The sequence below is a fragment of the Streptomyces sp. SAJ15 genome (assembly GCF_007595705.1).
Taxonomy (GTDB): Bacteria; Actinomycetota; Actinomycetes; order Streptomycetales; family Streptomycetaceae; genus Streptomyces.
On the sequence record NZ_NISY01000003.1, the window covers coordinates 35,519 to 58,099 of the forward strand.

A 22,581-nucleotide genomic window follows, 5' to 3' on the forward strand; every position below is an offset into this window, starting at 1 on the left:
GGTGCGCCGGACCGGGACTGCTCCCTCGCGGGCGCCCCCAGCCTCCCGGCCGTGCCGCCAGGAGGCATCCCCGGCCGCGCCGCCAGGCGCCCCAGGACCGTACCGACGCAGGCCCCCAAAGGCCCGCGGCCCCGAAGCGGTGAGGAGCCGAAACGCGCAGTCGCGGCACCCTGGCCCACCCACGGGTCGGACCAACCCATCGGCCCACCCAACCGCGCGTCGCGAGACACGCGGCACGGCCACACATCACGATCCACCCGGCCCGCCAGGCCGGCCCCGCCGGCCCGGCGGGACCGCGCGCACCGGACCCGCCCCGCCCCGCGCACGGCCGGGTCCGGCGGCCACGCCCGCTTTCGTGCCAGGATCGGAGGCGCGATGACTGCCAAGACTGATGCCGCCAAGACGACCTCCGAACCCACCGTCTCCGCCGGCGCCGCCGCGCCCGCCGAGCTGCACGGCCCCGTCATCACCTGGTTCCAGGCCCACGCCCGCGATCTGCCGTGGCGCCGCCCGGAGGCCGGGCCGTGGGGGGTGATGGTCAGCGAGTTCATGCTCCAGCAGACGCCGGTCAACCGGGTGCTGCCCGTCTACGAGCAGTGGCTGGCCCGCTGGCCGCGCCCGGCCGACCTGGCCGCCGAGCCGCCCGGCGAGGCGGTCCGCGCCTGGGGCCGGCTCGGCTATCCGCGGCGCGCGCTGCGCCTGCACGCCGCCGCCAGCGCCATACAGGAGCGGCATCGCGGCGAGGTGCCGACCGACCACGCGCGGCTGCTGGCGCTGCCGGGGATCGGCGAGTACACGGCGGCGGCCGTCGCCTCGTTCGCGTACGGGCAGCGGCACGCGGTGCTCGACACCAACGTCCGCCGGGTCTTCGCGCGCGCGGTGACCGGCGTGCAGTACCCGCCGAACGCCACCACGGCCGCCGAGCGCACCCTGGCCCGGGCACTGCTGCCGGAGGACGAGCCGACGGCCGCCCGCTGGGCCGCCGCCACCATGGAGCTGGGCGCGCTGGTCTGCACGGCCCGGACGCCCGACTGTGGGCGCTGCCCCATCGCCCAGCGCTGCGCCTGGCGGCTGGCCGGCTCTCCGGCACACGAAGGTCCGCCGCGCCGCGGCCAGACCTACGCGGGGACCGACCGTCAGGTGCGGGGCAAGCTGCTGGCGGTGTTGCGGGAGGCGATCGAGCCGGTGCCGCAGGCGGTGTTGGACCGGGTGTGGGACGAGCCGGTGCAGCGCGCCCGCGCGCTGGACGGACTGGTGGCCGACGGCCTGGTGGAGCCGCTCGCCGGTGGCCGCTACCGGCTGCCGGCGACCTGACCCCGGTGCCCCACCTCAGCTGACCCCGGTGCCCCGCCCCGGCGGGGCACCGGCCTGTGACGACGATCCGTTACGGAGCTCCGTAACGACGGCCCCTGACGACGATCCTTTACGGCGGCCCTTGGCGACGGTCCTTTACGGCGGTCCGTTACAGCGACGCGTTACGACGGCCCGTTACAGAGCTTCGTTACGACGGCCCGTTACAGCGGCCCGTTACAAAGCTCCGTTACAGCGGCCCGTTACCGGCGCGGCCCGCCGATCCGTTACCCGGCGACACCTGCCGTCCAGCCCCGCGAGGCGGAACCCGCCGCGACCAACTCCCCGACCCCCGCGCGACGTTGCGTACGAACGCCGCCCCACACCGGCTTTGTGACAGGGCTGTGACAGTCCGAGGACCCGGCTCGGACACTCGCCCTCATCACCCTCCGTTGTTACACAACCTATGGCTTTCCGTGTGGCCCTCGACGTGCTTCCGTACGGAAAGCCGCAACAGCCCCTCCGTAGGTTCTCTCTCGCGTCGCTCGACGGGGGCGCGCAACGTGGGGAACGCAGCGGAACGGAGGGCTGGGAAGATGGCCAGCAGCGGCAAGGTTCTTGACTTCGAAGAGTACGTGCGGAACCGGCAGGACGCCCTGCTGCGCAGCGCGCGCCGCCTGGTTCCGGACCCGATCGAGGCCCAGGACCTCCTCCAGACCGCACTCGTGCGCACCTACGGCCGTTGGGACGGCATAGCCGACAAGTCGCTCGCCGACGCGTACCTGCGCCGTGTCATGATCAACACGCGCACCGAGTGGTGGCGCGCCCGGAAGCTGGACGAGGTGCCGACCGAGCAGCTGCCGGACGCCCGCGTCGAGGACAGCACCGAGCAGCACGCGGACCGCGCGCTGCTGATGGACATCCTGAAGGTGCTGGCTCCGAAGCAGCGCAGCGTCGTGGTGCTGCGACACTGGGAGCAGATGAGCACGGAGGAGACGGCGGAGGCGCTGGGAATGTCCACCGGTACGGTGAAGAGCACGCTGCACCGGGCACTCGCCCGGCTGCGGCAGGAGCTCGAAAGCCGTGGCCTGGACGCCCGTGCGCTGGGCCGTCGGGTGTCGGATCGGGGGCAGGAACGGTGCGCGGCCTGACCAGGCCCTCTCTCAACTCCAGCAAGACCGCCCTGGTGACGGGCGGTGCGGTCGTCGCGCTCGCGGCAGCCGGCGGGCTATTGCTCGCCGGCTGCGGCACGAGCGCCGAGGGCGTGCGCAACGAAGGCCGGGCCCCGGTGGCCCGGGCGGAGTCGGCCCCCGCCTACGACAAGGCGGTCGAGAGCCTGCCCCCGAACGTGTCGGCCTCTCCCACGCCGTCCCCCGGCACCCCGGCCACGCTCAAGGCGGACGCGGTCCGGCTGGTCAAGGGCGATCCCAAGGTCAGCAGCGAGCTGAAGGCCAATCTGCGACCCTGCGGCGATGACGGCTACCCTGTCGAGGTCTCCTTCGGGGCGCTCACCGGCACCGCCGCCGATGACATGGTCGTCAACGTGCTGACCTGCGGCGACGGTTACGGCATCGGCGCGTATGTCTACCGGAAGTCCGCCGGGTCGTACCGGAACGTCTTCGTGGACGAGAAGGCGCCGCTGTTCGCGACCGCCGACGGGGACGAGCTGCAGGTCACCAAGTACGTGTACGCGTCGGCCGACGCCGTGTGCTGCCCGTCCGCCCAGGACGACCTCTGGTACCGCTGGGACGGGAAGCGCACGGCGTTCGTCTACGACCGCCGTGCGCGGGTGGACTACAGCAACGGCGCGGAAGAGCAGGAGAAGCTCGACGAGCAGGAGAAGGACTCCCTCGACGAGCAGCGGAAGAAGCAGGCGGTCGCGCCGACGGCGACGGACGACGGAACGGAAGGCTGACAGCGGCGGTGGCCGAGACCCATGTGCTCTTCGTCGAGGACGACGACGTCATCCGCGAGGCGACGCAGCTCGCCCTGGAGCGTGACGGCTTCGTGGTGACGGCCGTGCCGGACGGGCTGGCCGGTCTGGAGCAGTTCCGGGCCAACCGGCCCGACATCGCGCTGCTGGACGTGATGGTGCCGGGGCTGGACGGGGTGAGCCTGTGCCGCCGCATCCGCGACGAGTCCACCGTGCCGGTGATCATGCTGTCGGCGCGGGCCGACTCCATCGACGTGGTCCTCGGCCTGGAGGCCGGGGCCGACGACTATGTGACCAAGCCGTTCGACGGGGCGGTGCTGGTCGCCCGGATCCGGGCGGTGCTGCGCCGCTTCGGGCACGCCAGCGGGCCCGGCGGCACGCCGAGGGACCAGGCCAACGACCCCGCCGACTGCGGGGTGCTGCGCTTCGGCGACCTGGAGGTCGACACCGAGGGCATGGAGGTGCGGAAGGCCGGCAACCCGGTGGCGCTGACCCCCACCGAGATGCGGCTGCTGCTGGAGTTCTCCGCGGCGCCGGGCACCGTGCTCTCCCGCGACCGGCTGCTGGAGCGGGTGTGGGACTACGGCTGGGGCGGCGACACCCGGGTGGTCGACGTCCATGTGCAGCGGCTGCGCGGCAAGATCGGCACGGACCGCATCGAGACGGTCCGTGGCTTCGGCTACAAGCTCCGGCCCTGACGAGGCCCGGCTCCATGAAGAAGCTCGCGTTCCGTTCCGGCCTGCGGTGGAAGGTCAGCATCGCCATCGCCGCCGTGGGCGCGCTGGTGGCGATCGCGCTGAGCCTGGTCGTCCACAACGCGGCCCGTGTCTCCATGCTCGACAGCAGCCGCGATGTGATGAACGACCGGGTGCTGGCGGCCAAGCGCTGGTACGAGAAGACCGGCACCCTGCAGTTCAGCGCCAAGCTGGACGACCCGGAGCTGCCCGAGGACCTGCGGAAGGTGGCCGCGCGCGGCGAGAGCGCCAGCTACCTCCAGGACTCCGGCTCCGGCGCGCCCGAGGTGTGGGCCTCGGTGCCGCTCAACGACGGCCGGGTGCTGTCGATCCACAGCCGCTTCAAGGATCGCTTCGAGGTGCTGCGCGACCTCGACCGGGCGCTGGTGATCGGCTCGGTGTCGGTGGTGCTCGGCGGCATCGCGCTGGGCGTGCTCATCGGCGACCAGCTCTCCCGGCGACTGCGGAAGGCCGCGATGGCCGCCCGCAAGCTCGCCGAGGGCGACTCGGAGGTCCGGGTCCGGGAGGCGATCGGCGGCCGGGTCCGGGACGAGACCGACGACCTGGCACGCGCCATAGACGGCATGGCCGAGGCGCTCCAGCAGCGGCTGGAGGCCGAGCGGCGGGTGACCGCCGATATCGCGCACGAGCTGCGCACGCCGGTGACCGGCCTGCTCACCGCCGCCGAGCTGCTGCCGCCGGGCCGACCCACCGAGCTGGTGCGGGACCGGGCCCAGGCGATGCGCCAGCTGGTGGAGGACGTGCTGGAGGTCGCCCGGCTGGACGGCTTCGCCGAGCGGGCCGAGCTCCAGGAGATCGCCCTGGCCGAGTTCGTCAGCCGCCGGGTGCGGGGGGTGGCTCCGGACGCGAAGATCGCGGTGATCCGGGACGCCCACGTCAGCACCGATCCGCGCCGCCTGGAGCGCATCATCGGCAATCTGCTCGCCAACGCCGCCCGGCACGGCAAGCCGCCGTTCGAGGTCACGGTCGAGGGCCGGGTGCTGCGCATCCGCGACCACGGGCCGGGCTTCCCGGAGGCGCTGCTCAAGGACGGCCCGAGCCGCTTCCGGACCGGCAGCAAGGACCGGGCGGGCAAGGGTCACGGCCTCGGCCTGACCATCGCCGCCGGCCAGGCCCGCGTCCTCGGCGCGCGACTCACCTTCCGCAACGCGGAGCCGCTGGCCGAGGGCCGCGAGGGTGCGGTCGCCGTGCTGTGGCTGCCGGAGTCCGCGCCGACCAACACGGGCAGCTTCCCCGTCATCGACGTACCGGACTGACCGGCCCGATCACGCTGACCGCGGCGTCCACGGGGCGAGGCGGAACGCCGAAGGCGACCCCCAGGACAGGCGCGGAGCCGTCCTGGGGGTCGCCTTCGATCTGCTGGATCAGGCGTCCGGGGTCATGGAGGACCCCACGCCGTGATGCGGTTCCGGCAGGGTCAGATGCCCACGCCGTGGCCCCGCAGGAAGCCCAGCGGCTCGACGGAGGAGCCGTAGTTCGGGGTGGTGCGCACCTCGAAGTGCAGGTGCGGACCGGAGGAGTTGCCGGTGGAGCCGGACAGGGCGATCACCTGGCCGGTCGCCACGGTCTGGCCGACGCTGACCTTCAGCACGGAGTTGTGCGCGTACTGGGTGTAGGTGCCGTTGTCGTGCCGGATGACGACGGCGTTGCCGTACGCGGGGCCGTCGCCGCCGCCGTTCGGGCCGGCCTTGACGACCGTACCGGTGTGCACGGCCTTGACCGGGGTGCCGGTCGGCACGACCAGGTCCTGGCCGCTGTGGGTGCTGGTCCACATGCTGCCGGCCTTGCCGTACGTGGCGCCGACGACGTAGTTGTCCACCGGCTTGACCCAGTCCGGAGCGGGGGCCGGGGCCGGCGCGGGCGCGGCCGGGGCCGGGGCGGGCGCCGGGGCGGCCTTCACCTCGGTGCGGGCCTCGCTACGCGACGCCTTCTTGGCGGCCTCGTCGCCCTTGGCGCGGTCGGCGGCGGCCTTCTTCTCGGCCTCCGCGCCCTTGCGCTGGTTGTCGGCCTGGGCCTGGACCGACGTGGCGACCTTGCTCGCCTCCGACTTCGGCTCCGGGGAGTGGTCCGTGGCAAGCGCCACCCCGGCCCCCAGCGCGGCCGTCGCTCCCAGGCCCGCGGCCATGACGGCGGCACGGGTGCGGATCGACGTGCTCGCGAAGCGGGTCGTGATGAGCTTCTGCATACGGAAACTGCCTCTCGGGTGTCTCGGTCATGAATGCGTTCCGGCTGCGCACCGGAACGACTATTCATTGGTAACCCGCGCACCCCGCCAGGCCAAGGGGCGCTATTACTAGGCAGAGCCGTAGTGAATACAAGGGAAATAAGGCCCCTTGCCGTGGTAGGAGGGGGCCGGGAAAAACCGCCTCGCGGGCCCCGAGAAGGCCCTCACCTCGCCATGACACCCGTTCTGACCTGCGCATATCCGGAGGCATCCGGAAGTCCCGACCCTCCCCCTAGCAAAAGTCCCAAGCGCGCCGGGACCTTGGTCCTTTACCGGACATCACGAGCGTCCTATTGCGCTTAGTAGAGCGAAAAAGCCTGTGCCACACATCACCGAAGGGCAAGATCAACGGCTATTTCGGCGGGACTTTCGGATGTCCGTTTCGGGACCAAAGACCCCCCTCGTCGGCGGTACTGGGAAGGAGAGGCTGTACGACGCGGCCCCGGCTGAGGAGGCCGTTGAGCGGCTACAGGGGTTCTCAGCTGGCGGCAGGCGGCCGGCGGGGGCGCAGGGGCGGCCTGCCCCGTGTCCATGACGAAAAAAGGGGGTTGCCCCGGACCGTTCGAAACGGTCCGGGGCAACCCCTGTGCGCTATGAGCCGCTAGCGGGCAGCCGCTACGCGTCCTTGCTCAGGTTCGGGCCGGCACCACCGGTGGCCGACTCGATCGGCGGGGTGTCGGGCAGCGCCGACTTCTCCTCGCCACGGAAGGTGAACTTGGCGGCTTCGCCTTCGCCCTCGGTGTCGACGACCACGATGTGGCCCGGACGCAGCTCGCCGAAGAGAATCTTCTCGGAGAGCGTGTCCTCGATCTCGCGCTGAATGGTCCGGCGCAGCGGGCGGGCGCCCAGCACCGGGTCGTAGCCGCGCTTGGCGAGCAGCTTCTTGGCCTCGCCGCTGAGCTCGATGCCCATATCGCGGTCCTTCAGCCGCTCGTCCACCTTGGCGATCATCAGGTCGACGATCTGGATGATGTCTTCCTGCGACAGCTGGTGGAACACCACGGTGTCGTCGACACGGTTCAGGAACTCCGGCCGGAAGTGCTGCTTGAGCTCCTCGTTGACCTTGGCCTTCATCCGCTCGTAGCCGGTCTTCACATCGCCCTGGGCGGCGAAGCCCAGGTTGAAGCCCTTGGAGATGTCCCGGGTGCCGAGGTTGGTCGTCATGATGATGACCGTGTTCTTGAAGTCCACGACCCGGCCCTGGGAATCGGTCAGGCGACCGTCCTCCAGGATCTGCAGCAGCGAGTTGAAGATATCCGGGTGGGCCTTCTCGACCTCGTCGAAGAGAACCACGGAGAACGGCTTGCGGCGCACCTTCTCGGTGAGCTGGCCGCCCTCTTCGTAACCCACGTATCCGGGCGGGGAGCCGAAGAGTCGCGAGACGGTGTGCTTCTCGCTGAACTCCGACATGTCGAGCGAGATGAGCGCGTCCTCGTCGCCGAAGAGGAACTCGGCGAGGGTCTTGCTCAGCTCGGTCTTACCGACACCGGACGGGCCGGCGAAGATGAACGAGCCACCGGGGCGCTTCGGGTCCTTGAGGCCCGCCCGCGTACGGCGGATGGCCTGCGACAGGGCCTTGATGGCGTCCTTCTGACCGATGACGCGCTTGTGGAGCTCGTCCTCCATGCGCAGCAGCCGGGAGGACTCCTCCTCGGTGAGCTTGAAGACCGGGATGCCGGTGGCGGTGGCCAGGACCTCGGCGATCAGGTCGCCGTCGACCTCGGCGACGACGTCCATGTCGCCGGCCTTCCACTCCTTCTCCCGCTTGGCCTTGGCGGCCAGGAGCTGCTTCTCCTTGTCGCGCAGGCCGGCGGCCATCTCGAAGTCCTGCGAGTCGATCGCGGACTCCTTCTCCCGGCGCACGTCGGCGATCTTCTCGTCGAACTCGCGCAGGTCCGGCGGCGCGGTCATCCGACGGATGCGCATCCGGGAGCCGGCCTCGTCGATCAGGTCGATCGCCTTGTCCGGCAGGAAGCGGTCGGAGATGTAGCGGTCGGCCAGGGTCGCGGCCTGGACCAGGGCCTCGTCCGTGATGGAGACGCGGTGGTGCGCCTCGTAGCGGTCGCGCAGACCCTTGAGGATCTCGATGGTGTGCGGCAGCGACGGCTCGGCGACCTGGATCGGCTGGAAGCGGCGCTCCAGGGCCGCGTCCTTCTCCAGGTGCTTGCGGTACTCGTCGAGCGTGGTGGCACCGATGGTCTGCAGCTCGCCGCGGGCCAGCATCGGCTTGAGGATGCTGGCGGCGTCGATGGCGCCCTCGGCGGCGCCCGCGCCGACCAGGGTGTGCAGCTCGTCGATGAACAGGATGATGTCGCCGCGGGTGCGGATCTCCTTGAGCACCTTCTTCAGGCGCTCCTCGAAGTCACCGCGGTAGCGGGAGCCGGCGACCAGGGCGCCCAGGTCCAGGGTGTAGAGGTGCTTGTCCTTGAGGGTCTCGGGCACCTCGCCCTTGACGATGGCCTGGGCCAGGCCCTCGACGACCGCCGTCTTGCCGACGCCGGGCTCGCCGATGAGGACCGGGTTGTTCTTGGTACGGCGGGACAGCACCTGCATGACCCGCTCGATCTCCTTCTCGCGCCCGATGACCGGGTCGAGCTTGGATTCGCGGGCGGCCTGGGTGAGGTTGCGGCCGAACTGGTCCAGGACCAGGGAGGTCGAAGGGGTGCCCTCGGCCGGTCCGCCGGCGGTGGCGGCCTCCTTGCCCTGGTAGCCGGAGAGCAGCTGGATGACCTGCTGCCGCACCCGGTTCAGATCGGCGCCCAGCTTCACCAGGACCTGGGCGGCGACGCCCTCGCCCTCGCGGATCAGGCCGAGCAGGATGTGCTCCGTACCGATGTAGTTGTGGCCGAGCTGGAGGGCCTCGCGGAGCGACAGCTCCAGGACCTTCTTGGCACGAGGAGTGAAGGGGATGTGACCGGACGGAGCCTGCTGCCCCTGGCCGATGATCTCCTCCACCTGCTGGCGGACCGCCTCGAGCGAAATCCCGAGGCTCTCCAGGGCCTTAGCGGCGACACCCTCACCCTCGTGGATCAGGCCCAGGAGGATGTGCTCAGTGCCGATGTAGTTGTGGTTGAGCATCCGGGCTTCTTCCTGAGCCAGGACGACAACCCGCCGCGCGCGGTCGGTGAACCTCTCGAACATCGTTAATCGCTCCTCAGAGCGGTCAGAAAGATCGGGGACGATCCCCTCCCTGTCCTTCCGCATGCTAGTCCCGCTACGGGGACAGCTCATTCCATCTGCCGACACCCGTCCGGATCACCCCCGCTTCCGCGAGGAAATCTCCTGCCCGGAACAGCCGACAACTGCTCCAACCCGATGGTGCGAGACGTTGTTCCCGCAGGCCAGGCATCTGGGCCCGCCATCACTACGCCGATGGCGAACGCGCGCTGCCCGACACGCGGAGCCGTCCCTCCCACTAGCACTGTCTTACCCGCAAGGAGTGACACTCCATGCGGCGTGGGCCGGTTCCCTCAGCTACGGGCGAACAACCTTGCGCCCCTTCACTGCCCCCTGCCACCCCCGGAACGGACACCGGGCGCACGCAAGCGGGCACCAAACGTAACCTCGGGATGATTTCCGGAGTTCATCCGGACATGACTCCGACTCCGGACATCCCCGACCGTCGCGTCATTCATCTCCACTCTTGCACTCGCCCCGCCATTCCGCGCCCCAGGGCGCCCCGCGGCGAGGTCGTGCGGCGGTGGTACGAGCGCGAGCTGGGCTGGCCGGCGGTCGGCGACGATCCGGTCGAGCTGCTCACCGGGGTCCGCTTCGACGCCCTGGAGCTGCCGCTGGCGGCGGGCCGCGCGGTGCTGCGCCGGGTGGCGCGGACCGGCCCGGTCGCGGCACGAGGCGCCAGGATGTGGCTGCTGGTGGCCGCCGGCGGCGCGGAGGAGCTGCCGGGGCTGCTCGACTGGCTGGAGTGGGGTGGGGTCCAGCTGGACCTGACCGCGCTCGGGGAGGGCAGCCGGATCACCGCACCCTCACCGGTGCCCCGGATCACCGCACCGTCGCCGGCGCCGGCGGGCGTCCCTGCCGGGCTCGGGGGCCCCGGGGCTCTCGGCGCCCTCGAAGGGCGAGAGCCGCAGGAGGCCGCTGTCTGGCTGCGACCTCCCCAGCCGGGGTGCGGGGTGGAGCCGATGCTGCCGATGACGGGCTTCGGGGGCGATGGGGGCGCCCCCGATCTCGTACGGCTGGTCGGAGCGGCCGCGACGGAGTGCCACCGCGTCCGGTTGCTGAACGCGCGAAGCGATCAGCCGTTCGCCTTCTCGTACGCCTCACGAACGGTCGCGGGAACACGGCCACGGTCGTTGACCTCGTAACCGTTCTCCTTCGCCCAGGCGCGGATCTTCGCGGTGTCCTGGCCGGCGCCGGCGGTGGCGGCGGTCCGGGTGCGGCCGCGGGCGGCGGCGGTGCGACCACCGGTGCGACGGCCGTTCTTGACGAAGTCCTCCAGCGACGAACGCAGCTTGTCGGCGTTGTCGGCGTTGAGGTCGATCTCGTAGGTCTTGCCATCGAGAGCGAACGTCACGGTCTCGTCGGCCTCGCCACCGTCGAGGTCATCGACAAGAAGGACCTGAACCTTCTGTGCCACGGCGGTTTCCTTTCATGGATACCTGGGGGTCCTGGAGAACCCCCCGGAAAATACACTACGGGGCATTAGCAAACCGCTTTTCTCGGAAAAACACAAACCCCCTGGGAAGGTTCGATCCCTCGTTGGCGTGGGAAGCCTCTGTTCCGGAGCCCGTGATAGGGGAGCGATTCGGACATAGGGGCACGATCACAGTTGCAGAAGCATCCGGCTGTTGCCAAGGGTGTTCGGCTTCACCCGTTCGAGTCCGAGGAACTCCGCGACGCCCTCGTCATAGGAACGGAGCAGCTCGCTGTAGACGTCCCCGTCGACCGGCGTCTCACCGATCTCCACGAAGCCGTGCTTGCTGAAGAAGTCGACCTCGAAGGTGAGGCAGAAAATGCGCCGCACCCCGAGCCAGCGCGCCGTCTGCAACAGCTTGTCGAGGACCGCGTGGCCTACACCGCTCCCCTTCGCCGCGGGATCGACCGCGAGAGTGCGAACCTCGGCCAGGTCTTCCCACATCACATGGAGCGCGCCACAGCCAATGACCTCGCCATCCGTGTCCCGCTCCGCGACCCAGAACTCCTGGATGTCCTCGTAAAGAGTCACGGTCGCTTTGTCGAGCAGGATCCCGTCGTCCACGTACGCGTCCAGGAGGCGGCGCACGGCGCGCACATCGCCGGTGCGGGCCCGGCGGACGGTGACTACTTTTGATTGAGCGGACATAGCCGGACGCTATCGCCCCGGCTCAGCGTCGCTCTTCACCGGGGCGCCCACCGGGCTCGTCGAGTTGCACCACCCGCATCGCATCGCGGAGCGCTTCCCGCTGCGACTCGGACATCATCCCGAAGAACGCGACGAGCGCGGCGGCCGGGTTGTCACTGGCGGACCACGCCTCGTTCATCAGTGCGGCCGAGTAGGCCGCGCGCGTGGAGACCGCCTCATATCGATAGGCGCGGCCTTCGGCCTCCCTGCGCAGCCAGCCCTTCTGATGGAGGTTGTCCATTACCGTCATGACCGTGGTGTAGGCGATGGAGCGTTCCTGCTGCAGGTCTTCCAGTACTTCTCGCACCGTGACAGGACGGTTCCAGTTCCACACCCGCGTCATGACCGCGTCTTCGAGTTCACCCAATGGCCTAGGCACACCAGAATAATAGTGCCGAATGCCGGAAATGCCCGGTTAATTCAGGAACAAAAAGGGCGTACGCGGCGTGATGCGCGGTGCATCACGCGGCGTACGCCCGTAAAGATCCAGGAAGGGGCGGCTCAGGAAGAGTCGCCGGCCGCCACGGGCTGGGCGCCCTCGGTCCGGGCCAGCGCGGCGTCGACCGCCGCGTCTTCCTTGGCCTTGTTGGCGCCGCCCTGGGTCTTCACGATGGTGCGGATCAGCGCGATGAACGCCGCCGCCATCACAATCGGCGGGAGCAGCGCGGAGACGTAATCCATATCCGTCGGCCTCCTAGTACATGAGGCTTCCAGAGTACGGGGCGCCGAGGGGTCCCCCGCCCCTGGGGCCGCGTGGCGGAGCCGGGTCGGACCGGACGGCCCACGGGAAATCGCTCTCCGGGCGGGACGGTGCGTACGGGCCCGGGAACCGGCCCCGGAACCGTCCGCCGCAAAGAGCCGGGAAGCGACCGCGGAGAACCCGCCCGGACCGTCCGCCGACGCTTCGAGATCGCGCGGATCCGCACCGTGGCGAGAAAGCCCGCCCTCACGACGACCACCTGCGCCCAAGCCCCGGAACCGCCCTGGACCAGCCCGGGACAAAGGGTCGAGACCCGGCCGGGGGAGAGCCGGGCGCGGCGTGGGTCGACGGAATCGGAGTGTGCGGGGCGGGCCGCGGACGGGAAGCCCGAACCGGCGACCGTACGGTGCGCGCTCAAACCGGTGGGCGAACCGCTCGGGGACGGTTCCGCGGAATCGAGAGGTTCAGACCAGGTGAGCGGCGAGAAACCCGGCGGCCACCCTCGGCAATGGGACGGTGACCACTCCGAGGAGGGGCCCTTGGGCCGCGGTCCCGGCGGAATCTGAGCGGTTTAGATCGGAGCGGTTCAGATCCGATCTCCTACCGGAAATGCCGCCCCCGACCGCGCCGGGCGCCCCATCCGCCGGCATCCGCCGCAATGGGTCCGGCACCGACCGGAAAGGGCCGGTGCCGGACGGTGTCCGACGGAATCGAGACGCCGAGGCCCGCGCCTGGCGAGAAATGCCTCTCGGGCCCGCCCGTGGAAACGACCGACTATCGGACCCGGAAGAGCGAGGGCCCCGGTTCGCGGCCGCGAGAGGGCGCCGCGGGCGCGTCCCGCAGTTCCGGGACGTTCAGGCCGGACGGGCCGCGAGGAATCCCTCGGCCGGCGGGGCCTGGCGGCGTTTGGGCGGGAAGACCTCAGCCGGGGTGGGGACCGGGCGCCCCGGCTTGGGCGAGGACGGACCCGGCTCGGCCCGGGAAGGCCCGGCGGGCCCCTCGGGCCTTTTCCGGGGCGCGGGCTTGGGTTCGCCCTGCGCCGGCTTGGCGGGCTTACCGCTCTTCTCCGTATCCGCGGCACGCACGGCGTTCTCCGCGTTCTCGAACCGCTCGGCCATCTCCGCCCTCGCCTTCTCCGGGTTCTCGGCAGGGTCGGCGCCTCCGGCCCGTCCCGCCGCTTCGGCCCATCCGCCGTCCTCCCCACCGCCGGCCTCCGAGGGCCGGGAACGGGGCACCAGCGGCCGTCCGCCGCGCTCCGTGTCCCCTCCGGCGCCGAAGCGCTCGGCGAGCCGCTCACAGCGCCCCAGCAGCCTGCGCCGGCGCAGCCCCTCGGCGGGGCCGGAGAGCGTGGCGCAGAGTGCGCGCAGGGCGGCCAGGTCCTCCGGCCGCGGTCGGTACCCGGCCGTCAGGGCGCCCTGGAGCTGGTCCAGGTAGCCGGTGGCGGCGCCGGGGAGCGCGGAGCGGTAGCGGGCCAGCTCGTCGAGGAGGAAGGCACGCAGCCGTCCGCCCTCGCGGACCGCCTCGTCCACGGCTTGGGCGAGGCGGAGGCAGTCCCGCACCTCCGCGGCCCGTTCCGGGCCGGGGCGGGCGGGGACGGCGGTGGGCTGGAGGGCGATGGCGAGGGCGCGTCGGAGCACACGCAGCTCGTCCGCGCTGAACGCCATTCCGCCATGGGATCCGTATGGCGTGGGCATGGGCCGACTTTAAGTGCTAAGCGGACAAAATCGGCTTAGCGTGAAATTTCGGGCGCGGCGTGGCCCCTCCGGGGAGGGCCGAAGGGGTGGTCGGCCCCGTGGCTCCGGAGGTGTGCGGTGCCCCGGGGGGGAGCGTCCGCCCCGGAGGGAGGCGCCCCGCCCCGGAGGGGCGCATGCCCGGAGGGGTGGAGTCGGTCAGGAGCGCGAGACGTTGCGCTCGTAGACCAGGCGCAGCCCGATCAGCGTCAGCCACGGCTCGTGCTCGTCGATCACCGTCGCCTCGCCCAGCACCATCGGCGCCAGTCCGCCGGTGGCGATCACGGTCACCTCGTCCGGGTCGTCGGCGAGCTCCCGCGCCATGCGCCGGACGACGCCGTCGACCTGGCCCGCGAAGCCGTAGAGGATGCCGGACTGCATGGCCTCGACGGTGTTCTTGCCGATGACCGCGCGCGGCCGGGCCAGCTCGATCTTGCGGAGCTGCGCCCCGCGCACCCCCAGCGCCTCGACGGAGATCTCGATGCCGGGCGCGATCACGCCGCCCACGTACTCGCCGCGCGCGCTCACCGCGTCGAAGGTCGTCGCCGTGCCGAAGTCGACCACCACGCAGGGGCCGTCGTAGAGCTCTATCGCGGCCAGCGCGTTGATGATCCGGTCGGCGCCGACCTCCTTGGGGTTGTCCATCAGGATCGGCACCCCGGTCTTCACCCCCGGCTCCACGAGGACCGAGGGCACGTCGCCGTAGTAGCGGCGGGTGACCTCGCGCAGCTCGTGCAGGACGGAGGGGACGGTGGAGCAGATCGCGATGCCCTCGATGCCGTCGCCCAGCTCCTCGCCGAGCAGCGGGTGGGTACCCATCAGCCCGTGCAGCAGGACGGCCAGTTCATCGGCGGTGCGACGGGCGTCGGTCGAGATCCGCCAGTGCTCGACGATCTCGTCGCCGTCGAACAGCCCGAGGGTGGTGTGGGTGTTGCCGACGTCGATGGTGAGCAGCATCAGCCGTGCTCCTCCGCTGTCTGCCGGGGCGTCGCGTCGTCGCGCAGGTCCAGGCCGATGTCGAGGATCGGCGAGGAGTGGGTGAGCGCGCCCACGGCGAGGTAGTCGACTCCGGTCTCGGCGTACGTACGGGCGTTGGCGAGGGTGAGCCGGCCCGAGGACTCCAGCTTGGCGCGCCCGGCCACCAGCTCCACCGCCTCCCGGGTCTGCTCCGGGGTGAAGTTGTCCAGCAGGATCAGGTCGGCGCCCGCGTCGAGCACCGGGGGGATCTGGTCGAGGGTGTCGACCTCGACCTCGATCGGCAGCTCGGGAAAGCGCTCGCGCACCGCCGTGAACGCCTCCGCCACGCCGCCCGCCGCGACCACGTGGTTGTCCTTGACCAGCGCCGCGTCCGACAGCGACATCCGGTGGTTGACGCCGCCGCCGCAGCGCACCGCGTACTTCTCCAGCGCCCGCAGCCCCGGCGTGGTCTTACGGGTGTCGCGGACGCTCGCCGCGGTGCCCGCCAGCTCGTCGGCCCACGCGCGGGTCGCGGTGGCGATGCCCGACAGCCGGCACAGCAGGTTGAGCGCGCTGCGCTCGCCGGTGAGCAGGTCGCGGGTGCGGCTGCGGACGGACAGCAGCTTCTGGCCCGGTACCACCCGGTCGCCGTCCTCCACGTGCCGCTCGACCTCGAACTCCTCCGTGCACACCACGGACAGGATCGCCTCGGCGATCCGGAGCCCGGCGACCGTACCGGCCTCCCGCGCGGTGAAGTCACCGGTGGCGAAGGCGTCCTCGGGCACGGTCGCGACGGTCGTCACGTCCACACCCTGGTCCAGGTCCTCCTCGATGGCCATGTGGGCGATGTCCTCGACCTGGACCGGGTCGAGCCCGGCGTCGGCGAGCAGCGCCGCCAGGTCGGGGTCGAGGCCGCACTCCATCGGGTCCAGTTCGTACGCGCCGTCGGCGTCGCCGCAGGCGCACGCGTCACCGCAGCCGCCGCCGGTGTCGCCGTCGGACAGCAGCGGCAGCTCTGCCGGCTCGTCGTGGTGGGGGGTGCCAGGGGTACTGCTCACGGCTGCGGCTCCGTCTCGGCTCGGGGGGCGGTGCTTCGGGGGAAGTCCGAAGAGTCTGTCGTACGGACGTCGAGCGTGCCGTCCGGGAGCAGGGTCACGAGCAGGTGGCGGCGCCACGCGAGGTCGTCGCGCTCCGGACGGTCCTCCCGCCAGTGGCAGCCGCGCGTCTCCTCACGACGGCGGGCGGCCGCGACCAGCACCCGCGCGACGAGCAGCAGGTTGGTGGCCTCCCAGGTCTCCACGCCGGGCTCGGCGGTCTTGCCGTCTCGCCACAGCTGCGCTGCGGCTTCCTGGTGGACGGCGTTCAGCCGCTCCGCGGCTCGGGCCAGGGACTCCGCGGAGCGGAGGACTCCGGCGCCGGTCGTCATGATGCGCTGGATGGTGTAGCGGGCCTCGGAGGCGAGGAGCGGGGCCCCCGCCGGGGTGGTGCCCCCCGCCCCCGCGCCCCCTTCGGGGACGGGGAAGCCGTCGGTGGGAGGCGTCCAGGGGGCCGACTCGGTGGTGATGTCGGCGGCGATGCGCTCGGCGAAGACCAGGCCCTCCAGCAGCGAGTTGGAGGCCAGGCGGTTGGCGCCGTGGACGCCGGTGCAGGCGACCTCGCCGCAGGCGTAGAGGCCGCGGACCGTGGTGCGGCCGCGCAGGTCGGTGCGGACCCCGCCGCTGGCGTAGTGGGCGGCCGGGGCCACGGGGATGGGCTGGGTGACCGGGTCGATGCCGTGCGCGCGGCAGGCGGCGAGGATGGTGGGGAAACGGTGCTCCCACATCTCGGCGCCGAAGTGCCGGGCGTCCAGGTACATGTGCTCGGCGCCCTGCTCCTGCATCCGCCGCATGATGCCCTTGGCCACGATGTCGCGCGGCGCCAGCTCGGCCAGTTCGTGCCGGCCCTGCATGAAGCGCACGCCGTCGGCGTCCACGAGGTGGGCGCCCTCGCCGCGCACCGCCTCGGAGACCAGCGGCTGCTGCCCCTCGGCATCCGGCCCCAGCCACAGCACCGTCGGGTGGAACTGGACGAACTCCAGGTCGCTCACCTCGGCTCCGGCGCGCAGCGCCAGCGCCACCCCGTCGCCGGTGGAGACGGCGGGGTTGGTGGTGGCGGAGAAGACCTGCCCCATGCCGCCGGTGGCCAGCACCACCGCCGGGGCGTGCACGGCGCCCACGCCGTCCCGCTGGCCCTCGCCCATGACGTGCAGGGTGACGCCCGCCGCCCGGCCCTCCGCGTCCTTGATCAGGTCCAGGACGAGTGCGTTCTCCACGGTTTCGATGCCGGCGTCGCGGACCGCCGCGACCAGCGCGCGGGAGATCTCCGCGCCGGTGGCGTCGCCGCCCGCGTGCGCGATGCGGTTGCGGTGGTGGCCGCCCTCACGGGTCAGCAGGATCTCGCCGCTCTCCGCGTCGGTGTCGAACCGCGCGCCGGTGGCGATCAGCCGGCGTACGGCGTCGGGGCCCTCGGTGACCAGCAGTCGTACGGCCTCCTCGTCGCACAGCCCCGCGCCGGCCACCAGCGTGTCGTCGAGGTGCTGCTCGGGGGTGTCGCCGTCGCCGAGCGCGGCCGCTATGCCGCCCTGCGCCCAGCGGGTGGAGCCGTCGTCGAGGCGGGCCTTGGTGACGACCGCGACCTTCCGTCCGGCGGCCGCGCAGCGCAGCGCGACGGTCAGACCGGCCACGCCGGAACCCACGACCACCACATCGGCGTCGACGGCCCAGCCGGGTGCGGGGGCGTGCAGGGCCGGTCCGTAGGGGGCCCGGTGGTGCGGAAGGCGGCTGTCCTGGGACGGTATCGCGGGGGTGGGGGAGGTCACGGGCGTCGCCTCACAGGGTCGTTCCGGGCGCGGCGCCCGAGCCGGGTCGGGGTCCGAAGTCCAGTCGGATGTTGTCGATCAGGCGGGTGGTGCCCACCTTGGCGGCGACGGCGAGCACGGCCTCACCGCGGTGGTCGTCGGGTGCCTCGGTGAAGTCCGACGGATCGATGAGCCCGACGTAGTCCAGGGTCAGCGGCGGTTCGGCCGCCGCCGCCTCGGCGAGCACGGCGGCCGCCGCGTCCCGTACGGCCCGCGGCGACGCGACCCGCGCGGCCGCGCCCGGCTCGGTGTTCCCTTCCGCGAAGTCCGTGAAGTCGGGGTCGTCGCCGGACGCGGTGCCGGACGCGTTCCGGGCGGCGAGAAGTCCCGCGTCGCGGCCGGCGAACAGGGCTCGGGACAGCGCCAGGGCGGTGCCGCGCTCCGGTCCGGACAGGTAGCGGTTGCGGCTGGAGAGCGCCAGCCCGTCGCCCTCCCGCACGGTCGGCACCCCGACCACCTCGACGGGGAAGTTGAGGTCGCGGACCATGCGGTGGATCAGCGCCAGTTGCTGGGCGTCCTTCTCCCCGAAGAAGGCCACGTCGGGGCGGGTGAGGTGGAGCAGCTTGGCGACGACGGTGAGCATCCCGTCGAAGTGACCAGGACGGGAGGCGCCCTCGTAGCGCTCCCCCATCGGCCCGGCGGTGAGCCGCACGTGCGGCTCGCCGCCGGGGTAGACCTCCTCCACCGAGGGCGCGAAGACGATGTCCGCGCCGGCCGCGGCGGCGACGGTGAGGTCGGCGTCGAGGGTGCGCGGGTAGCGGTCGAGGTCCTCGCCCGCCCCGAACTGCAGCGGGTTGACGAAGACGGTGACCGTCACCAGGCCCTTGGCGCCGACGCGGGCGCGGGCGGCGCGGATCAGGGAGGCGTGTCCCTCGTGCAGCGCACCCATGGTCATCACGACGGCGGTGCGCCCCGGCATCGCGAAGTGCGCGAGGGCCGCGTCGAAGTCCGTACGGTCGGTGAACAGCTCCACGTCGGGCTCTCCCGGTCGGGCCTTGTTCCACAGCTTCGGGCTCATGCCGCCCCTCCCACTCCAGGGTCCGAGAGGACGCCCAGGAGGTCCTCCGCCAACTCCGGCTTCAGCAGTCCATTGGCGAGCGCCCGGTCCGCGGTGGCCCGGGCCATCGCCAGGTACGCCGCCACGCTCTGCGGCGCGTGCGCGCGCAGCTCGGCGACGTGCGCGGCCACCGTGCCCGCGTCACCGCGGGCGACCGGTCCGGTCAGCGCCGCGTCGCCGCTGCGCAGCGCGTTGTCGAGGGCGGCGCCCAGCAGGGGGCCGAGCATGCGGCCGGGGGCCTCGACTCCGGCGGTACGCAGCAGCTCCATCGACTGGGCGACCAGGGTGACCAGGTGGTTGGCGCCGACGGTGAGCGCCGCGTGGTAGAGCGGGCGCGCCTCCTCCTCGATCCACTCCGGCTCGCCGCCCATCTCGATGACCAGCGCCTCCGCGGCGAGTCGCAGCTCCTCCGGCGCGGTCACCCCGAAGGGGCAGCCCGCCAGTCGCTGCACGTCCACCGGGGAGCCGGTGAACGTCATCGCGGGGTGCAGCGCCAACGGCAGCGCGCCCGCGCGCCGCGCGGGGTCGAGCACGGCCGTGCCGTACCGGCCCGAGGCGTGCACGATCAGTTGTCCCGGGCGTACCGCCCCGGTCTCGGCGAGCCCCGAGACCAGCCCCGGCAGCGCGTCGTCGGGGACCGTGAGGAGCACCAGCTCCGCCCGCGCCAGCACCTCGGCCGGCTCCACCAGCGGCACCTCGGGCAGCAGCGCGGCCGCCCTACGGACCGAGGCGTCCGAGACGCCCGAGGCGGCCACCGGGCGGTGTCCGGCCATCCGCAGCGCGGCCGCCAGCGCCGGGCCGACGCGGCCCGCGCCGACCACGCCGACGGTCAGCCGGGCCGGGCGGTCTTGCGGCTCGTTCATGGGGTGTGCGTTCACGCGGCGGGGGCCTTCCGTTCCAGTCCGCGGCGGGTACCGGACGATTCCTCGCCATGCTACGCGAGTGCCGCCCGATGCCCTTCTGCCCTGGCGGGCGGCCGGGTGGGGGCGTACGGACGCCCCATGGTCGGGCGGCGACGCGCCGCGGGGCGGCATGGTGCTCTGCCGGGTGCGGCCTTCGTCTCGCGCCTTCGGCGCAAAGAACGCAACTGCGGGAGGGAGGGGCGGCCTGATCGCCATCGCCGGCTGCCGGCGAGTGGGGCGGGCCGTGGGGACCGCGTCGGAACGGTGAGACTCCGCGTGGCGGCGGACTGCGGGGCGCCTTCCCCCCCGGAGACGGAAATGCCTTCGCGGAATTGCTTGATGCTGAGCAAGTACCAGGTCAAGGGAGTCTGAGAGGCATGACCGGGTCGGCGCCGGGCCCGGCAACAGACCGGTGCTTCCGCTCACGAAGGCATCGGACCACCGGCGGGCAGCCGGCCATGGCGCCCAGGCCGGCCCTCCCCCATCCGCTGCCGCCGCTGTGCGCCGAAGGCGCGAGACGAAAGCCGCGGCCAACCGAGCACCATGCCGCCCCACGAGGAAAACCACTGCAAAACCCCGCCACCAGACGCCCCCGGTCCCCCACAGGATCGCGGGCCGGGCCGGCCGCGGATGGCCGTCGCCCAGGGCGTCAGGAGCAGGTCTCGTGGCCCGCGACCGTCCGGGGGCGGCGGGTGAGGGCGGCGCGCCAGGCGGTGAGGGTTCGGGCGAGGGGGGAACGGGGGCGCACCAGGCGCCGGTCGGCGGTGCCGGGGGCGGGCGGGGCGGGCTCGCCGCGCTGGGTGGAGCGGTAGACGTCGAGGATGTGCTGCTGGGTGATGGACATGTGGATCACCGTGCGGCCGCCGGCCTGGGGCTGGCACGTCAGTTGACGAGGACCGTCAAATGATCACCGAAACCCGGCGTACGCAGGCACGATGAGGTCATGGCCAACGTCATAGAGATCGCCGGGCTGCCTCCGGAGCGGATCGTGTTCAGCCCCTCGCCGCTCGCCGAGCTGGGCGCCGCCCTGCATGTGCTGGCGGAGCCGGGGCACCACCCGGGGCTGCACGCGTGGGTCACGGCGACGACGGCGTGTCTGAAGCCGGATCTGGCCGACCGGCTACACGAGGCGGACTTCCTGTGGCGGTCCACGCGTTCGGACCTGCTGCTGCCCGCGACGCCGGGCGCGACGTTGGCGGAGGACCTGGACGCCCTGGACCGGATCGAGGACGAGGTGTTCGTGGCCGCGGCGTTCGAGATCAGCTGTTCGGCGTCGTACACCCGCTGTACGCCGTCGCCGCTGGTGGACGCCGAACAGCGGGCCCGTACCCGGGAGCAGGCCGCGGCGCGCGGGCCGCGGCAGGCGGCGTTCGTGGACCGGATGCTGGAGGACCCGGAGGGGCTGCGGGTATGGCTACGGCGCCTGTTCGAGGACTGTGAGCAGGCGTTCTTCGGGGACACCTGGCAGCGGGTGCGGGTGCAGCTGACGGCCGACGCCCGACACAAGGCGGAGCTGCTGCGGCACAAGGGGCTGGCGGAGGCGCTGGCCGCGACCTCGGCGGCGCTGAGCCTGGACGAGGAGAACGGGCGCATCCTGGTCGACAAGCTCGCGGCGGGGCACACCACGGCCTCCGGCGAGGGCATCACCTTCATCCCGACGGCCTTCGGCTGGCCCCATCTGCTGGTGGTGCACGCCCCCGGTTGGCGCCCCGTGGTGCAGTACCCGGTGGCCTCGCCCGAACTGCCCGCGCCGGCCGCGGCGCGGCTGGTGCAGGCGCGGCTGGAGGCGCTCGCGCACCCGATGCGGATGCGGCTGTGCCGTTCGATGGCGCGCGGGGCGCACACCACGGGCGAACTCGCGGAGGCGTACGGGATCAGCGCGCCGGAGGTGTCGCGCCATGTCGCGGTGCTGAAGAAGGCGGGGCTGGTGCGGGCCCGACGGCGCGGCCGGTATGTGCTGCACGAGCTGGACCTGCCGGCGGTGACGCGGCTGGGCAGCGACTTTCTGGAGAGCGTGCTGCGCTGAGCACGCCCTCCAGGCGGCGGTCGGCGTCAGCCGGCGTCGGGGAAAGGGCGGGTCGGTGACGTCCGGGATTAGCCGGGGAGGCCGCCGCCCCCGGCCCGGACCAGTCCGGTCTCGTAGGCGAGCACCACCACCTGCACCCGGTCGCGCAGCTCCAGTTTGGTGAGGATGCGGCCCACATGGGTCTTCACGGTGGCCTCGGAGAGCACCAGCCGGGTGGCGATCTCGCCGTTCGACAGGCCCTGCGCGACCAGCAGCATCACCTCGCGCTCCCGCGCGGTCAGCCGCTCCAGCTGCGTCCCGCCCGCGTTCCCCCCGCCGCCGATGCCGGCGGAGCCGCCGGCGCTGGGCAGCATCGGCGCGAAGCGGTCCAGCAGCCGCCGGGTGGTGCTGGGCGCCACGACCGCGTCGCCGCTGTGCACCGCGCGGATCGCGGCCAGCAGCTCGCCCGGCGGCACGTCCTTGAGCATGAAGCCGCTGGCCCCGGCCTTGAGCGCGGAGAACGCGTACTCGTCGAGGTCGAAGGTGGTGAGGATCAGCACCTTCGGCGCGCCCTCGACCGCGCAGATGCGGCGGGTGGCCTCCACCCCGTCCAGCCGCGGCATGCGGATGTCCATGAGGATCACGTCGACGGCGGAGCCGCGCAGCACCTCCACGGCCTCCGCGCCGTCCCCGGCCTCGGCGACGACCTCCATGTCGGGCTGGGCGGCCAGCACCATGCGGAACCCGGTGCGGAGAAGCACCTGGTCGTCGACGAGCATCACACGGATCGCCAT

21 protein-coding genes are annotated in these 22,581 nt (G+C 72.2%); 7 read left to right on the plus strand and 14 right to left on the minus strand.

The window, feature by feature from the left end; translation table 11 throughout:
• The first annotated feature begins 375 nt into the window (after nt 1-375).
• The 5 genes from CD790_RS10260 (at nt 376) to cseC (ending at nt 5,234) form a co-directional block, all read left to right on the plus strand.
• Nucleotides 376-1,314: an A/G-specific adenine glycosylase gene (locus CD790_RS10260; protein ID WP_144382864.1), complete on the plus strand. Its 939-nt coding sequence runs from the start codon at nt 376-378 to the stop codon at nt 1,312-1,314.
• 572 nt (nt 1,315-1,886) lie between these two features.
• Nucleotides 1,887-2,441, plus strand: coding sequence for a SigE family RNA polymerase sigma factor (locus tag CD790_RS10265; RefSeq protein ID WP_144382866.1), 555 nt, complete (start codon nt 1,887-1,889; stop codon nt 2,439-2,441).
• The gene (locus CD790_RS10270; RefSeq protein WP_144382868.1) at nt 2,429-3,205 is read left to right on the plus strand and encodes a hypothetical protein; all 777 of its coding nucleotides are present in this window, start codon (nt 2,429-2,431) and stop codon (nt 3,203-3,205) included. Before CD790_RS10265 ends, CD790_RS10270 begins: the two co-directional genes overlap by 13 nt.
• Nucleotides 3,206-3,213: 8 nt before the next feature.
• Entirely contained in the window at nt 3,214-3,921 is a 708-nt protein-coding gene (cseB, locus tag CD790_RS10275) for a two-component system response regulator CseB (RefSeq protein ID WP_144382870.1), read from the plus strand.
• A gap of 14 nt (nt 3,922-3,935) precedes the next feature.
• The gene (gene cseC, locus CD790_RS10280) at nt 3,936-5,234 is read left to right on the plus strand and encodes a two-component system sensor histidine kinase CseC (RefSeq protein WP_144382872.1); all 1,299 of its coding nucleotides are present in this window, start codon (nt 3,936-3,938) and stop codon (nt 5,232-5,234) included.
• Nucleotides 5,235-5,395: 161 nt separating this feature from the next.
• On the opposite strand, the gene CD790_RS10285 is transcribed toward cseC, so the two are convergent.
• Together CD790_RS10285 and CD790_RS10290 are read right to left on the minus strand one after the other, a co-directional pair.
• The gene (locus tag CD790_RS10285; RefSeq protein ID WP_144382874.1) at nt 5,396-6,163 is read right to left on the minus strand and encodes a M23 family metallopeptidase; all 768 of its coding nucleotides are present in this window, start codon (nt 6,161-6,163) and stop codon (nt 5,396-5,398) included.
• Nucleotides 6,164-6,817: 654 nt separating this feature from the next.
• A complete protein-coding gene (locus CD790_RS10290; protein ID WP_144382875.1) occupies nt 6,818-9,343 on the minus strand; it encodes an ATP-dependent Clp protease ATP-binding subunit in 2,526 nt (841 codons plus the stop codon).
• A gap of 452 nt (nt 9,344-9,795) precedes the next feature.
• Between CD790_RS10290 and CD790_RS10300 the strand changes: the two genes are divergently transcribed.
• A complete protein-coding gene (locus CD790_RS10300; RefSeq protein ID WP_222108237.1) occupies nt 9,796-10,524 on the plus strand; it encodes an SCO3374 family protein in 729 nt (242 codons plus the stop codon).
• Here the strand turns inward: CD790_RS10300 and CD790_RS10305 are convergent.
• The 11 genes from CD790_RS10305 to CD790_RS10355 form a co-directional block, all read right to left on the minus strand.
• Complete coding sequence (locus CD790_RS10305) at nt 10,455-10,796, minus strand: Lsr2 family protein (RefSeq protein WP_144382878.1); 342 nt, start codon at nt 10,794-10,796, stop codon at nt 10,455-10,457. The two genes, CD790_RS10300 and CD790_RS10305, sit on opposite strands and share 70 nt — an antisense overlap.
• 186 nt (nt 10,797-10,982) lie before the next feature.
• Nucleotides 10,983-11,501: an amino-acid N-acetyltransferase gene (locus CD790_RS10310; protein WP_144382880.1), complete on the minus strand. Its 519-nt coding sequence runs from the start codon at nt 11,499-11,501 to the stop codon at nt 10,983-10,985.
• Between the two features lie 22 nt (nt 11,502-11,523).
• A complete protein-coding gene (locus CD790_RS10315; RefSeq protein ID WP_144382882.1) occupies nt 11,524-11,919 on the minus strand; it encodes a BlaI/MecI/CopY family transcriptional regulator in 396 nt (131 codons plus the stop codon).
• A gap of 122 nt (nt 11,920-12,041) precedes the next feature.
• Nucleotides 12,042-12,221: a hypothetical protein gene (locus CD790_RS10320; RefSeq protein WP_144382884.1), complete on the minus strand. Its 180-nt coding sequence runs from the start codon at nt 12,219-12,221 to the stop codon at nt 12,042-12,044.
• Between the two features lie 873 nt (nt 12,222-13,094).
• A complete protein-coding gene (locus CD790_RS10325; RefSeq protein WP_144382885.1) occupies nt 13,095-13,934 on the minus strand; it encodes a hypothetical protein in 840 nt (279 codons plus the stop codon).
• 195 nt (nt 13,935-14,129) lie between these two features.
• Nucleotides 14,130-14,927, minus strand: a complete 798-nt coding sequence (locus tag CD790_RS10330) for a type III pantothenate kinase (RefSeq protein ID WP_144382887.1) — start codon at nt 14,925-14,927, stop codon at nt 14,130-14,132.
• Nucleotides 14,927-15,985 carry a carboxylating nicotinate-nucleotide diphosphorylase gene (gene nadC, locus CD790_RS10335; RefSeq protein WP_144382889.1) on the minus strand — a complete coding sequence of 353 codons (1,059 nt, stop codon included), beginning with the start codon at nt 15,983-15,985 and terminating at the stop codon, nt 14,927-14,929. The genes CD790_RS10330 and nadC overlap by 1 nt, the downstream gene beginning before the upstream one ends.
• Entirely contained in the window at nt 15,982-17,763 is a 1,782-nt protein-coding gene (locus tag CD790_RS10340; protein WP_186318995.1) for an L-aspartate oxidase, read from the minus strand. The genes nadC and CD790_RS10340 overlap by 4 nt, the downstream gene beginning before the upstream one ends.
• Before the next feature lie 31 nt (nt 17,764-17,794).
• Nucleotides 17,795-18,841: a pantoate--beta-alanine ligase gene (panC, locus tag CD790_RS10345; protein ID WP_144382891.1), complete on the minus strand. Its 1,047-nt coding sequence runs from the start codon at nt 18,839-18,841 to the stop codon at nt 17,795-17,797.
• Nucleotides 18,838-19,743: a Rossmann-like and DUF2520 domain-containing protein gene (locus CD790_RS10350; protein WP_144382893.1), complete on the minus strand. Its 906-nt coding sequence runs from the start codon at nt 19,741-19,743 to the stop codon at nt 18,838-18,840. Before CD790_RS10350 ends, panC begins: the two co-directional genes overlap by 4 nt.
• Before the next feature lie 688 nt (nt 19,744-20,431).
• On the minus strand, nt 20,432-20,626 hold the full coding sequence (locus CD790_RS10355) for a hypothetical protein (RefSeq protein WP_144382895.1): 195 nt from the start codon (nt 20,624-20,626) through the stop codon (nt 20,432-20,434).
• Nucleotides 20,627-20,725: 99 nt separating this feature from the next.
• Here CD790_RS10355 and CD790_RS10360 point away from each other — a divergent pair, with 99 nt between their 5' ends.
• Complete coding sequence (locus CD790_RS10360; protein ID WP_144382897.1) at nt 20,726-21,808, plus strand: DUF5937 family protein; 1,083 nt, start codon at nt 20,726-20,728, stop codon at nt 21,806-21,808.
• A gap of 68 nt (nt 21,809-21,876) precedes the next feature.
• Here the strand turns inward: CD790_RS10360 and CD790_RS10365 are convergent, their stop codons facing one another.
• Entirely contained in the window at nt 21,877-22,581 is a 705-nt protein-coding gene (locus CD790_RS10365; protein ID WP_144382899.1) for a response regulator transcription factor, read from the minus strand.

Bases quoted from the DNA above. Each gene is read 5' to 3' on its own strand.
- CD790_RS10310 (WP_144382880.1), bottom strand. From the start codon at position 11,501: ATGTCCGCTCAATCAAAAGTAGTCACCGTCCGCCGGGCCCGCACCGGC.
- CD790_RS10360 (WP_144382897.1), top strand. From the start codon at position 20,726: ATGGCCAACGTCATAGAGATCGCCGGGCTGCCTCCGGAGCGGATCGTG.
- CD790_RS10365 (WP_144382899.1), bottom strand. From the start codon at position 22,581: ATGGCGATCCGTGTGATGCTCGTCGACGACCAGGTGCTTCTCCGCACC.
- CD790_RS10355 (WP_144382895.1), bottom strand. From the start codon at position 20,626: ATGTCCATCACCCAGCAGCACATCCTCGACGTCTACCGCTCCACCCAG.
- CD790_RS10300 (WP_222108237.1), top strand. From the start codon at position 9,796: ATGACTCCGACTCCGGACATCCCCGACCGTCGCGTCATTCATCTCCAC.
- panC (WP_144382891.1), bottom strand. From the start codon at position 18,841: ATGAGCCCGAAGCTGTGGAACAAGGCCCGACCGGGAGAGCCCGACGTG.
- cseC (WP_144382872.1), top strand. From the start codon at position 3,936: ATGAAGAAGCTCGCGTTCCGTTCCGGCCTGCGGTGGAAGGTCAGCATC.
- CD790_RS10260 (WP_144382864.1), top strand. From the start codon at position 376: ATGACTGCCAAGACTGATGCCGCCAAGACGACCTCCGAACCCACCGTC.
- CD790_RS10285 (WP_144382874.1), bottom strand. From the start codon at position 6,163: ATGCAGAAGCTCATCACGACCCGCTTCGCGAGCACGTCGATCCGCACC.
- CD790_RS10325 (WP_144382885.1), bottom strand. From the start codon at position 13,934: ATGCCCACGCCATACGGATCCCATGGCGGAATGGCGTTCAGCGCGGAC.
- CD790_RS10265 (WP_144382866.1), top strand. From the start codon at position 1,887: ATGGCCAGCAGCGGCAAGGTTCTTGACTTCGAAGAGTACGTGCGGAAC.
- CD790_RS10350 (WP_144382893.1), bottom strand. From the start codon at position 19,743: ATGAACGAGCCGCAAGACCGCCCGGCCCGGCTGACCGTCGGCGTGGTC.
- CD790_RS10320 (WP_144382884.1), bottom strand. From the start codon at position 12,221: ATGGATTACGTCTCCGCGCTGCTCCCGCCGATTGTGATGGCGGCGGCG.
- CD790_RS10330 (WP_144382887.1), bottom strand. From the start codon at position 14,927: ATGCTGCTCACCATCGACGTCGGCAACACCCACACCACCCTCGGGCTG.
- CD790_RS10290 (WP_144382875.1), bottom strand. From the start codon at position 9,343: ATGTTCGAGAGGTTCACCGACCGCGCGCGGCGGGTTGTCGTCCTGGCT.